The following is a 13,008-nucleotide window of genomic DNA, read 5'->3' as shown; positions in this document are numbered from 1 at the left end:
TATACATCGCAAAAACTAAGGCTATGAACAAAACAAAACAGCATTGGACAACCTACCTTTTGGTAGGGCTTCTGGTATTTCTACTCACCAGTACAGCTGGCCTACTGAGCACACATTTTGTAACACAGCTAGCTGCGCTACAACACGCCCCGTCCATCAACGCAATCATAGGCCAGGTCATCCTGCTTCTCAGCAACCTCAGCTTAATTATTTTTATGCTGCTACTCTGCTACATACTTTTCGCCTATTTGGAAGACCTCCCCGTCCCGTTCCGCAAACAACTTGCTTTACTTACCGGCATTCCCAACCTTCGGCAGGCTTTCAACTTTCGGGCATCCATCCGCAACAGCTACATCATGCTATTGGCTTTGCCGGCCTGTTTTTACGGGCTAGTTATGCAGCGGTCGGTCAGCGTCACGCTGGGCATCGCCCTATTACCTTTGCTATTACTATATGCCATAAACTTTAAATCCAATAAGCAGAATGGCCTGCTTACCACCATCAGCCTAGTGCTGCTCTTGGTGTTTTGTATGTTAAGGCTACGTTCCTTCCAAAACTACAGCCTTCTCAACAGCCTTTCAGCTAACGGCATAGGGCTAAGCATCAGCTTTGCGCTGGCTATACTACTGGCTATACGCTACCGCAAGCTAGCTAAAAGCTTTAACAGAAAAACTCCAAAAACCTCTATACTTTTACCCTTTCTATCGCTCAGCACCCTACTTATCGCTGTCTATATCACCTGTATACTCACCATCATCAACTGCCACTATGCACCACCTGGCGCCGACAACTATAAGGCGCATGTCGTGCGCAAATGCCCCATCACGACATTGCAGCTCAGCTATATCGAAAACGGGAAAAAGCAATATGCAGCCATCGATGTGCACCCCAAACTATTTCATCGTGTTGAAGCAGGCGACAACATGCAACTTCACCTTCACCGTGGGCGTTTAGGTTGGTCGTGGTACCACGATGACATCAGCAAACGTTATTATGATTAGTGCTTTACACATATTGCAGGAAAGTATTTCTACACACATAAAGTCGGACGTTTCCATATCATCCGTGGAAAACGTTCATGCGCTTAAACTCAAAATAGAAAATATTTTTTCGGACATGCTTAAAAACTACAACCAATACACTTCCTTAGAAATGGCTACTTTTTCTTGTACCCATAGTTACCAGCTTCTTATTCACCTAGAAAATCAACTTCTACTCGAAAGAGGGGAAACTGACAGCTATTTTACTATTATACATCAATTTACGGCAAAATTTGAACGTTATTTTAACCGCCTAATTAACAATGAGCAGCCTATTTCAATCTATTGTCAACAAACACTGGAAAAACAAGTATTGGAACAATACAACAAGCTAGCACCCCTATTTACTAAGAAGCAAATTCCTGCTGTCTATACACAAGAAGTTCAAAATGCGTTTACATCCCTCTTCCAACAAGGGAAATTGCCTGAAATAAAATACTATCACCGCGAATATTTGCATAAGCTAATGGAGGCTTTAGAGCAACTGGCAAACGACAATAGGAAAAAAGATTGGCCTTTACGTTTATTATTTATTTTGGTAAAATACAATTTTAACTACATAGGCCTCTTCAACCGTTGGACAGAAGAACTACAAAAGCAACTCCAGACTTACTCAAGTGTTGAAGAGACCTATACGCATCTCGTCGAGCTCCAAACTACTTTTTCTATAAGTTATACCCTGGACAACCACGCTTTTGAAAGCCAGGGCAAAAATCTACAAAAAAGAATACTTGAATACCTACAAAACGAAATAAACGTACGACAGGCAGCTTATGATATTGCCCTATCGCAACAATATGATGCTATTCCTAGTAACCTCACCGCGCAAGAACTCTCCATTATGTTTCACTATACATTCAATGCGGGTTTCTTAGCTATTCAAACTAAAAAAGAAGCTGCTGAAGCCTTCTCAGCCAATATAATTACCAAAACCGGCATACGTGTTTCTACCAACACCTTGCGCAAGCTAGATAAAAAAGAATTCACCAGTGCTGCCTATACCATTTACAAAAAATTTCAACAAATCATACAGCAACTTAAAAAAGACTTTGATTTGTAGTAGCTACTTTCCATCTTATTCAATATACACTTTAACATAAAAATGAAAAAAGGGGGGATTATACCCCATCATCCCCCTTTGAGTTTGATCTTTTTCTCATAAAAACACACTTAGGACCATCTGTTGAGCCTCTTTGGTAAAAATTTAAAAAATCAAAAAAACGGTCAAATTATACCCTTAACAATTCTTACCCTCCTTATACACCCTACAGCGCAGACCTATAGCCATAATGTTATACCCCAAAAACTTTGCTTTTCGATATACATTTGAATTCTAAGCGGACGAGAAGTAGAAACAACGCTTAAGATAGGCAGCCGCAGCACGAGCAATCGTACTGCGGCCCCCTATCAGGAGAAGAAATAAAAAAAGAATAACATGGATATAAAGAAACATAGCACCACCCTGATCAGCATCGCGCTGCTACTCCTCTGGATACCGGTAGGCGTAGATAAGCTGTTTCATTTTGCAGTATTCAAAGCAGGCATCCTGCGGCAACCATTTTCCAACAGTTTGGGCTGGGTGCTCATTTATACTTTGCCGGTTTTAGAGCTCGCCACGGCGCTTTGCCTAGTCATCCGCCGCTTGCGGCTGATAGGCTTTGCACTATCATCATTGCTGATGCTTGCTTTTACAGGCTATATAGGCATAGCCCTGCTGGGCGGTTGGGGCAAGCTCCCCTGCGGTTGCGGCTCCATCATCAGCGGAATGAGCTGGGGGCAGCACTTTTGGTTCAACCTGTTTTTTCTAGCACTCAGTGTGCTGGGCTACTATTTACAACGTAAAACACATCGAAATACCCGTTGCCAGGCAGCAGGTAATGAAGGGCTTGTCGGCCAAAAGACAACCTATAAAATTTAAACTAATACAACATGAAAATGAAAACTTTTTTCTTAAAACATGCAGTGGCTGTAGCAGCTATAGCCATCGCATCATTATCGTTAATGTCGTTTGGGTTGGAGAAAACAACTGACGAGACATTATTCTTTGAGTATAAACCCGGCAATATTGCTGATCCCTATTCAAAACAGAATGTGGAGAATGTAGCTCATTGGGAACCCACTAGCGCCCCTTGCCCAAGTCCTGACAATGTTCTTGCTTGTACTATTGAGGTTCCTAAGGCTAACACAATAGGTGAACTGGGTTTAGAGCTTGATGATATGAAGGTTAAACTCCAGACAAGTTCTGCCTCAAGCACACCTACCTTATTTCGAGTTGACGATACAGGTGCTATAGGCTACTCAAATCCAGTAAATCGCGCTACACCTTAGTAGCGAGTGAGTTTTTATTTCTTTATTAAGAACAGCCCTACTCACAGGTAGGGCTGTATTTCATTAATCTACAAATGGTTTTAAATCATCAGGTAATCGAAAAACTATTCTTGAATCATTAGGTAATAGATTATACTCTTTATCTCCTAAAAATCGCTTTATACTTATATTATAACCTTCTTTGTTCAATCGTTTTATATCCACCAAGCGCAGACCTCTAAATATCAAACTCTTTCTACGTTCTAAAAGTATTATCTCTAAAGCTTCCTTCGAATCAAATGCTACTTTCCTCAAAAAAGCCACCTTATTATCATATCGATATTGTAACAAATGGTTCAAATCTTCCATTGCTCCTTCCATATCATTCAACCTAGCTTTACATTCCGCACGAATTAAGTAAACCTCATCAAAAGCCAATCCTGAAAAATATCTAAAATTTGCACCGGTATAAATACCTCTATTTTGGTAATAATCACCAGACTTTACAAAATAAAACTGTCTACGTAAGTCATTTTCTCCGAAATTAGCGTATAATACTGTATCGATACGTCCTCCATTGCTACTCATGAAAAAAATACTTTGATAACTATTCATTTCACTATAAAAAATAGTTTCTTTATTATACTTCTGTAAGGGTATAGTAGCCGTTGTCTCAACACCATCTTCAGGCTTATTATAATCCATCAGATCATCACTTATCTTAAGGGTCTCATCGGCATGAAATAACGCTTTATCATATTTTCTCATAGATAGATAAGCTCTAGCCAATAACGCATGTGCAGCTACTTTAGACGGTTGTGTCGGAATATCAGATAAAACAGGTAACAATGCAAGAGCGTCTTGCGCATCTTTCAACATCTTTTGATACCCTTCTTCCACGCTCGAGCGTACACTGCGAGTATTAAAATCCGTATCTTCTTTCAGCACTATACCCAAATCTGTAGTGGATGTCGCCTCATCATAAGCAGGAGAAAATGTCCATAAAAGCTTTAAATAGAAATAAGCTCTAAAAAACAGAGCGGTTCCTTTTATTCTATCATACTGAGCTTTATTAATATCTGTTTTCTCTATTTTTGGTAAGCCCTCCAAACAAAAATTAGCATAATATATAGGCCTATAGCACGTAGACCAATCATTAGGATATAAAAGTTGATCAATTTCCCAAACATATCTATTTTGAATCTGAACATCAAAAAGCTCAACTCGACTTGCTAAAGCAAAATAGTCATCAGCCCAATCTTCAACCAAAGATGGGGTCGTCCCATTATTCATGTTAACAGGATTATTGAGCAAAGCTTGGAAATCATTCAAGCTTGTAGGTACAAGCAACGTATTATCACTTTTTAGATCCAAATAGTCCTTACATGACCACTGGCAAAACACTATCCCTATTATCAATAAGGTTTGAACTATTTTTAACATAACTTATATTTAAAAATTAGCAGATAATCCTAAACTTAAAGTCCGGCTAGGACTGATACTATATGGGTAATCTGGGTCGAGCTTATGTTTATTTGCTCGCCAAATGATGCCTAGATTAGAAGCATTCACAAATAATCTAGTATATTTTGGCATATAACGGTGCGTCTTACGCAAAGTATAAGAGAGGTTAATAAACTGTAAGCGAACATGATCACTTTTTTCTAACAAGTGTTCCGAACCCCAATACAGTTCATCTCTACCTTCCTGTACTTCCGGAAATATAAAAGCTGGCACATTAGTCCTTAACTCATCGCCTGGTTGCTGCCAACGATCTCCGAAATCTCGATGACCTCCACCACCACCAACCAAACCATTATAATAAATACTATTTCTTCTAAAATAATAGCCAGCTCTATATGTTATATTCAAAGAAACACTAAAATTTTTATAACTCACATCGTTATACCAAGAACCAAAGTATAGCGGAACTGTTGTTCCTACATAAAATGCTGAACTACTATTTTCCCCTTTAATTCGTACATCCTCTCGAATAGCCACATAATCTTTACTCAACTCTCCATTTAAGTAACCTAAAGGATTCCCCTCTGAGTCTAACCCACCCCATTTATAAGCCGCTAGCTCATATAGTGGTCTCCCCTCTGTCGGACGAATTATATCTCCATTTACACCTATAGAATTATACAAATGGCTTTGATAATCACTAGCCGATAAATGATACTTCTTTACTTTAGATGTGTTATAATTAAATATCATCGAGCTATTCCATATGATTGTTCTCTTCACTGGTGTCACTTTTAACAAAACATCTACTCCTTTACCAGATAAGTCTGCAGCATTCATTTCCATCGTAGAGGAAATCCCTCTAACAGTATAATCATAAGCACTAGGTCCATATAAATCAGTGGATTCTTTTAAATAATACTCTACTGATCCTGAAAAACGGTTATCCCATATTTTAAAATCTAATCCGAAATTGACCTGTTGCACCTGCTCCCAACGTAAAGAAGGGTTGTTTAAAGTAATAATAGAAGCAATAGGCAAAGACCCTAAAGCAGCCTCTCCTGTAGAAAAGCTAGCGACAGGTAATGCTGACCTACTGATATCCACATTACCCGAATAACCTAAACTAGCACGAATCTTTAAATAGTCGATGATATCAGAGTGAAAGAACGGTTCTTTTGACAGTTCATAGCCTGCTGCTATAGACCATAGTGGCTTCCACTTATCATTGGTCGTCAGACCATATATATTGGAGCCGTCTCTTCTAAAGCTTGCGCTCACACTATAACGATCTCTAAAACTGTATTGTCCATTTCCATAAATGCTAACAAATCGATTAATCCTTTCTGAGTCTGGAAAAGGGCTATCACCAATCCGTGTAGATCCTGCCGGACGCACCGTGAAAGAGGTGGTTCTATCCGGAGAAGCATAAGACAATGGATCTGAATTATAGGCGTAATAAGTAGCATTTGTACCCCAATTTTTAGCTTCTCTTGCCTCGAAGCCTAATATACTAGTGATACTGTGCTCATCCCATTTTTTTGCATAGTTTCCCTGTAACCTAAATTGTTGGGAGAAAATATTCTTGTTTTGTACAAGAAGCCTATCTCTATTAGCTACGGGGTAGCTTACAGTTCCTGTATTCTCATTAATCTGCGCAAAACGATTAATCATATCACGCATTGTATAACTCTTCCTATCTTCAAATCTATTTATATCAGATACCTGCCTCTGATATTGATAAGAAGCCATAACTTGCATGCCTTGAACAGGCTGCACCTGAACATCAAAAACACCTATAAGTTCTTGACTATTTTGATCGGTTATTTGCAAACCTCTATCACTTACAGGGTAGTAATTCCAGTCTTCAAGCCTTCCCTTTCCTACCGTATCCAGATACACACCATTGTACCTTTCAAAAGGCATCTCTCGTCCTTGCTCATTAAAAAGTAAAACATAAGGCACCGAGCTCCGTGAACCAAATCTCTGCAACTCATTAATAGAAGGCGTAACTGCTGTTTTATTATTCCGTTTATTCAACTGCGCATCAACACCTATATTGATCCAATCTGCTAATTTCATCCGGTTGGAAAGATGTAAATTCAAACGCTGCTGCTTATCACTTGTTATTGTTTTTACATCGTTCAGATTGGCTGAAAAAGCCCAACTCTGCCTATCCGAGCCTCCCCGAACACCCAGATGATACTGTTGTGTCTGTCCCCGTTTATAAAATGCTTCTTTATACTGTTTCAAAAAATCTGCATTTTCGTATTGTTTAATAAGACTTTCCGCTTCCTCTAAACTTACCAACCCTTTATCTACTTTATTCAATATATTTACTACAGGTGTCAATGCGGGTTTTGTTATTCTATTGATATCAGAATTAAAGTTACCTCTATCGTAGAGCATCCGCTCTATCTCTATGTAGTCTTTATTATCCATATCTCTGAACTTACTTAAATCTGGTATATCTGTAATTAAGTTGCTAACTCTAACGTCAACTTGCACGGGTTGATTAAATTTGCCTCGTTTACTTGTAATTACAATAACACCATTCCCTCCTCTAGCACCATAAATAGAGGTTGCGGAAGCATCTTTCAAAATAGTGACTGATTCTATATCGTCAGGGTTGATATTTTCAATATCCCCTTCATAAACGAAGTTATCCAAAACAATTAAAGGATCGAGCGGACCATTGATCGTGCTATGCCCTCGAACCGTAATACCACTCTTGCTTTGTGCATTAGTGCTTCGTTTACCAATCAGGAAACTAAACCCATTACTCACCCCGTCCAATCGCTCTAGTATGTTGGTTCCATTCTGTAGTTCTAACATCTCCCGACTAATTACCGTTACCGATCCGTTCACCTCATTGGGTTTTAACTGTTCATAACCTGTATTCACGACTACTTCCTCGATCTCCATATTCACTTTATGCAATATGAGTTTCAGCATGTTCTCATCGGTTTTGCTGACATATTCGAGCGGTGCATAACCAACAGCACTTATATGCAGTGTATCTCCTTCAATAAGCCATAATTCAAACTTTCCCTCGTTATCACTCATCGTTTTACTTTTAGTCAGCACGCCATAAACAGTGGCATTAGATACGGGATTTTCATTACCATCCATCAACTCACCTTTCACCAACTTTTTATCTTGCTGGCTCCAAAGGTATATTGGGCTTGTTATCAATAAACAAAGCCATAATATATATAATCTCATTTTTAGTATTCTAAATAAATAGGCTGTTTATTATCTCATTACCCACTTAGCATGTTCCGGAATATGATTTAGCTCACCGTGTAAAATTTTCACTTTCTCTTCTTCCGTCAATTTTATACCTGAAGAACCGAAAACCCGGCCATTCTTAATCCATATAGTTGAGCCTGAACTATAGTGATTACGAGCAAGCGCAGTTCTCAATATTTGCATAGATTCTCCTATAACTTGAGGACTCTGCCAACCAAATCTCCTAGATTCAAAGGCAGCACGATGCGGATAAAGACTGGTGAATACACCAATCAGGTTAAAATGTTCTGCTTCGGCTGTAGCTAAAGTCTCCCATCTCTTCATACCATGAACGCAGGGCGGACAACTTTCAAACCATGAGTGAATAATAATCCACTTCTTATCCATCTCCGAACGTAGTGTGATAGTATCTCTACCATACTGATCGTTAACAACCCATAAAGGCAAATCCAATACCTCCTCAGGCAGCAAGTCACCATCTTTTAACCAAGGAATTTTTTCCTCATCAATGTCGTATCTTGCCATAGGATACTTATACAAATCAGCCTTAGGATATCTCTTTATTGCTTCATTATAATATTTCTTAGACATTAAAGGGATGCTCCGAACATTTTTCAAAAGAGAATGATTGTAACTTGCTCCTTTGGATATTAAACACTCTTCTGTAGCAACAGTCGCCCCGCCTGGGCGGAGCTCCTGAGCCTTTGCTTCTACTATAGAAGCAAAATTAAACAACACACAAAATATCGTTAATAATACCTTTCCGTCACTGCGAGCAATGCGAAGCAGTCTCTCTTTTATTGCTAAAGCCCCCCTTACCCTATTATCTCTATCCACGGCATAGCCAGTTGTCCCGCGGGCGCGGGACTTCTGAACATTACAACTAAACTGATAATAAATTGCGCTGAGAGACAGCAATAAACATTGAAAGCTATTTATAGATAAGTAATATCTTTTCTTTCTAGGTTCTGAAAGGGCATAACATTCCCCTTTGCGTAAAAATCGCATCATAGTAACATAGATTTATAAAATTCATAAATGGTTTATAAAAAATAAAAATCCTATATCGGGGCGCCCTCTTCCATAGGAATACATCATCGTAGTTTAGCAAATAGACTACGACACTCCATTATTCTGGAGGGCAAAAAATGTTTTGAAGAAATTGTTTTAAGCTCATACTCGCTATTGGTTAACGAGTCTTGTTGGAGAGTAGCTCTTTGATACATATGGGGCTACAAACCGTAACTACTTTTCAGTTCTCACGCCTTACGTAACACGGACTTACAGTAGCCCCACATCTATCTTAATATGCAAATATAAGCAATTGCCATTATAAGAATAGATATGGGTATTTAAACTACTGCCTTGCGTTACGGCGTGAGAAAATGTAGTTGCAAGACTCTGAATTAAATACTCACTTTAATATCTATTCAAATATAGTAATTAATACTTGGTTGTCAAATTTTTCTCCAAACATTTTAACTCAATTAGGTTATGGATCGAGAAGCAAATGATAATTATAACAAAACTATATCCGAAAGATTGCTATTGATACTTGAATACTCACAATTAGAAATAAAGGGTATTGCTGTATTAACAGAAAAATCTATTGATATTTTTTATGCAGTATTATCTCTTAGAAAACCACTTTCAAAAGATTTAGCTAATTCAATTGGGAAAGCATTGGATTTTGACGGAAGCGTTATTTTCAATCTTAATATTAAAATCCCCTCCTCTATTCGTGAATCAACAACTCTATCTCAGTTTAAAAAAGAAAACATAAATAATAAACAGTATTTCTCAGATTTATGGTCGAAAAATAAAGATTCTGAATTTATAAAAACAAATTTGATCTATAAAGGGTATTTTAGTGAACCACGTTACACTTGGGAAATAAGCGAAGCCCTTATTGAATTGGATAGAGATATCGATCCAGACCTATTAAAATCTTATCTAAAGTATTTTGTAAAGAAAGATATTCTTAAAAGTAAAGTTGCACCTATAAAGAAGAAAAATGGAGAATACGGCACTAGAAAAGTTAATATTTACTATTTATAATAATTCAACTATGGTTATTAAAAACTTAATTTTAGTGGTTTTTTTAGCTTTTACTGCAAGTCACTGTCTAGCGCAACTTCCTCAGAGTCTGACAAAAAGCGACTCTACTCTCCTAGAAAACTTCAACTATACAGTTAATGTTCCTCGACCAAACGAGGCAAAGGGTGTGGCGGTCTTAATACCTGGTTTGTATGACCATCCCTTTTCTATTTTCTTTGAATCAAGCCTACCCCAACTCCTTAATGACTTAAACTATGCTGTGATTATCCCTGTGCTTTCTCAAAAAGGAGATCGCTTTGATCTCTCTTCGAAGTCCGTCCTTCAATTAAGCAGATTAATTAAACAGTACATTCAAACCTCAAATTTACGACAGGATATACCTGTAATATTAGGTGGCTTTTCAATAGGTGGCACAAGAGTCCTCAAAGCTTGTACAAGTAAAGATAGTCCAATGAAAGAGTTGAACATTAGCCATGTCTTCGCCATAGATCCACCATTGGATCTAAATAGGCTGCTAGCATCGGAAGCTAAATATGATGAAACTTTTATAAAAGAGGTGCTCGTAGAGGAAATTGGACACCTAGATAGTGAAAAACTATCCTCCCTATCGTTAGTTAATATCAATAACATTGCGTCTATTGCCCCTCCAATCATAAAAGGTGTCAAAATAAGAATCTATAGTGAACCTGCCCTTGAATGGCAGATGGAAAACCGTAAAAGAGACCTACTGGATTTGAACTTATTGGATCAGTCCGTTTATGTAAACTTTTTAAAACGAACCTATTCTGATGTCAACATTGAACTTGTGCTCAGTAAGATAGAGGGTATGAGAATACAAACGGACGAAAGGAATCCGCACTCTTGGAATATCGTGGATACCGATGAGTTTATTGAATGGATAAATAATAACGAATAGCCCCATGTCAAGGCTCTACTTCTTAGCAATCTCAGCACGAACATCTTCAACGATAGCTACAGTTGTCTCGGCGATACTGGCAATCTGCTGGTCTGAAAAATCAGTTTGACTGATCAGATTGCGAATAAAAGATCGTTCTTTAGCTATTCTCTCAGCCTTTCTCTCTGCTTCCGCACGTGCACGCTCTTCAATACGACCCTTTGCTAAGCCATACTCTCTTTCTTGTCTTTTTACAATTTCTAATACTCCCATGTCAATAGTGCCTCCTGTCACTTCATAAATGTATGTATCAAAGATACTGTTTATTTCATTATCACGGATAAAGATAAAGTTTTTCAAGAAGATTAAAAAACTGATAATCCGATCTTTATCGTATTTCTGCGTATCGATCAAAGCACGGGCTATCGTGCTGCGATCGGCCGCAAGTTCCTCCTCTGGCACTTTACCTTCAAGCAAAGCTTTACGGCAAGCCAGCACGATATAGGCAAAGATATTGTCCATAGCAAGAAGTTCGCCCTCCTCGTGATCTAAAATATGGTAAGAAAGATAGTTAAAATGGTGCGACGTTTTTATACCATCGTATACGTACTTGCCGGAGCGAACCTGCTTATCATCTCCCGTAAAAATAGCGATAGTTTCGACAGCTACTTGGTAACGATCCAGTATACGGTAGTTGTACTGGAAGATACGGAAAGAAAAGTTAGGGTCGCTCCCACCCTCGATTTCCGTATGCACGAGGAGCCATCGCTCGGCACCATCAAGTAGATAAACTTTGACCAACAGATCGGCAATACGGGTGTTACTCTTGCGATCCCGATCGGGGATAATCTTTAAAAGCTCTTTATCCAGAAAGGCGATACCTTTAGGAAAATCGAACAGCTGATCGGCTTCCGCATACATAAAACGCAGGAAATCGGGAAAGTTCTCTTTAAAGATGCCTTTCAACAACTCGTCGTTCTTGCGGTGCGGAATATTGGGCTTCCCAGCAGAGTCACAACCTGCAGATTGCTTGCTATCCTTAGACATAATTAACTGATTTATTTATAATTAGTAACACTAAGATAGTAAATAGAAAACCAGTTGCCAAATATTTTAGCAAACGCGCAATTAAAATAAGTTCCTTAAATGAACATTACTTCAAGTAAAGAAAAATAATAAACGAGACAACTACCGGAAAAGATATCATCGATAGACACTTGCAAGTAACAGGATAGAATGTCAATGACTTAACTCAAGTAGTGCTCGAATTTGAAAAAAAGAATTTTTTATTAGAAGAAGGAGCATTCTCGTGGTTTATTAAATTATCATTTTACTACATGACAAAATAAGCCTTTATTATTAATAATAAGCTTATTTTTGGTGTAATACATAAATAACTAGTTATATGTTTAAAATAATGATATATCCAATAATTGTAGTTGCAACTACAATATTTATTTCTTGTTCAAAAGAAAAAGATATTTCTTCAAAATTTATTGACATTAATATAGATATTGATTTTGTTGATAATAAAGGTGAAAGTATCACCAAACAATTACTTGATCAGAATGGACTAACACTATTTGAGTATAAAGAAAATAATAAGATTCCTATCTTTAAACCAAATCTTGACGCAAAAAATGGTTATACAACATACACCACCAATAATAATACTATTATTAGAATATTCCCCCCTTTATCAGAAGGTTTAAAAAATCAAAAAATATTATTACAATTCAATGAAAACACAATAGACACTTTAGATCTTTCTTATATAAATTCGGGTAATTCTATGTATTGTAAATCCGTTCTATATAATAGCTCTTTAGTATGGGATGTTTCTTCAGAAGAGTACAGAAATAAAGATAGAATAATAAAAATAGTAAAGTCCGAAATTTAAGCAAGCATTCAACGCACTGAGTTATTTGCATACTTTATCAAGCAGAAAGTTATTGGCGTCATTTAAGCCGTTTGAAAGTTCCTTTTATTTTT

Annotated in this window: 11 protein-coding genes; 7 read left to right on the top strand and 4 right to left on the bottom strand. The window is 37.7% G+C overall.

Going from position 1 to position 13,008, the window contains the following annotated elements; genetic code table 11:
* Nucleotides 1–23: 23 nt before the first annotated feature.
* From ORI89_RS04085 to ORI89_RS04070, 4 genes are all read left to right on the top strand, one after another.
* Nucleotides 24–1,001, top strand: a complete 978-nt coding sequence (locus ORI89_RS04085; RefSeq protein WP_268229168.1) for a hypothetical protein — start codon at nucleotides 24–26, stop codon at nucleotides 999–1,001.
* A complete protein-coding gene (locus ORI89_RS04080) occupies nucleotides 994–2,100 on the top strand; it encodes a hypothetical protein (protein WP_268229167.1) in 1,107 nt (368 codons plus the stop codon). The genes ORI89_RS04085 and ORI89_RS04080 overlap by 8 nt, the downstream gene beginning before the upstream one ends.
* Before the next feature lie 375 nt (nucleotides 2,101–2,475).
* On the top strand, nucleotides 2,476–2,958 hold the full coding sequence (locus tag ORI89_RS04075; RefSeq protein ID WP_268229166.1) for a MauE/DoxX family redox-associated membrane protein: 483 nt from the start codon (nucleotides 2,476–2,478) through the stop codon (nucleotides 2,956–2,958).
* 11 nt (nucleotides 2,959–2,969) lie between these two features.
* On the top strand, nucleotides 2,970–3,368 hold the full coding sequence (locus ORI89_RS04070) for a hypothetical protein (RefSeq protein WP_268229165.1): 399 nt from the start codon (nucleotides 2,970–2,972) through the stop codon (nucleotides 3,366–3,368).
* A gap of 63 nt (nucleotides 3,369–3,431) precedes the next feature.
* Here the strand turns inward: ORI89_RS04070 and ORI89_RS04065 are convergent, their stop codons facing one another.
* Genes ORI89_RS04065 through ORI89_RS04055 form a run of 3 tightly spaced genes read right to left on the bottom strand, consistent with a single transcriptional unit; the run spans nucleotide 3,432 to nucleotide 9,074 of the window.
* Nucleotides 3,432–4,790 carry a RagB/SusD family nutrient uptake outer membrane protein gene (locus ORI89_RS04065; protein ID WP_268229164.1) on the bottom strand — a complete coding sequence of 453 codons (1,359 nt, stop codon included), beginning with the start codon at nucleotides 4,788–4,790 and terminating at the stop codon, nucleotides 3,432–3,434.
* A gap of 9 nt (nucleotides 4,791–4,799) precedes the next feature.
* Entirely contained in the window at nucleotides 4,800–8,036 is a 3,237-nt protein-coding gene (locus ORI89_RS04060) for a SusC/RagA family TonB-linked outer membrane protein (RefSeq protein ID WP_268229163.1), read from the bottom strand.
* Nucleotides 8,037–8,066: 30 nt separating this feature from the next.
* Complete coding sequence (locus tag ORI89_RS04055) at nucleotides 8,067–9,074, bottom strand: hypothetical protein (protein ID WP_268229162.1); 1,008 nt, start codon at nucleotides 9,072–9,074, stop codon at nucleotides 8,067–8,069.
* A 483-nt stretch (nucleotides 9,075–9,557) separates the two neighbouring features.
* Between ORI89_RS04055 and ORI89_RS04050 the strand changes: the two genes are divergently transcribed.
* Nucleotides 9,558–10,121 carry a hypothetical protein gene (locus ORI89_RS04050; protein WP_268229161.1) on the top strand — a complete coding sequence of 188 codons (564 nt, stop codon included), beginning with the start codon at nucleotides 9,558–9,560 and terminating at the stop codon, nucleotides 10,119–10,121.
* On the top strand, nucleotides 10,078–11,037 hold the full coding sequence (locus tag ORI89_RS04045; RefSeq protein WP_268229160.1) for a hypothetical protein: 960 nt from the start codon (nucleotides 10,078–10,080) through the stop codon (nucleotides 11,035–11,037). The genes ORI89_RS04050 and ORI89_RS04045 overlap by 44 nt, the downstream gene beginning before the upstream one ends.
* A gap of 15 nt (nucleotides 11,038–11,052) precedes the next feature.
* Here the strand turns inward: ORI89_RS04045 and ORI89_RS04040 are convergent, their stop codons facing one another.
* Nucleotides 11,053–12,063: a hypothetical protein gene (locus ORI89_RS04040; protein WP_268229159.1), complete on the bottom strand. Its 1,011-nt coding sequence runs from the start codon at nucleotides 12,061–12,063 to the stop codon at nucleotides 11,053–11,055.
* Nucleotides 12,064–12,433: 370 nt separating this feature from the next.
* On the opposite strand from ORI89_RS04040, the gene ORI89_RS04035 reads away from it, so the two are divergent.
* Nucleotides 12,434–12,916 (top strand): hypothetical protein, encoded by a 483-nt coding sequence (locus ORI89_RS04035; protein WP_268229158.1) that lies wholly within the window; start codon nucleotides 12,434–12,436, stop codon nucleotides 12,914–12,916.
* The last annotated feature ends 92 nt before the right edge of the window (nucleotides 12,917–13,008 follow it).

Source organism: Sphingobacterium sp. UT-1RO-CII-1, assembly GCF_026711005.1.
Classification (GTDB): Bacteria; Bacteroidota; Bacteroidia; order Sphingobacteriales; family Sphingobacteriaceae; genus Sphingobacterium.
Note: the sequence above shows the minus strand (reverse complement) of the source record. Positions and strands in the feature narration are given on the sequence as shown.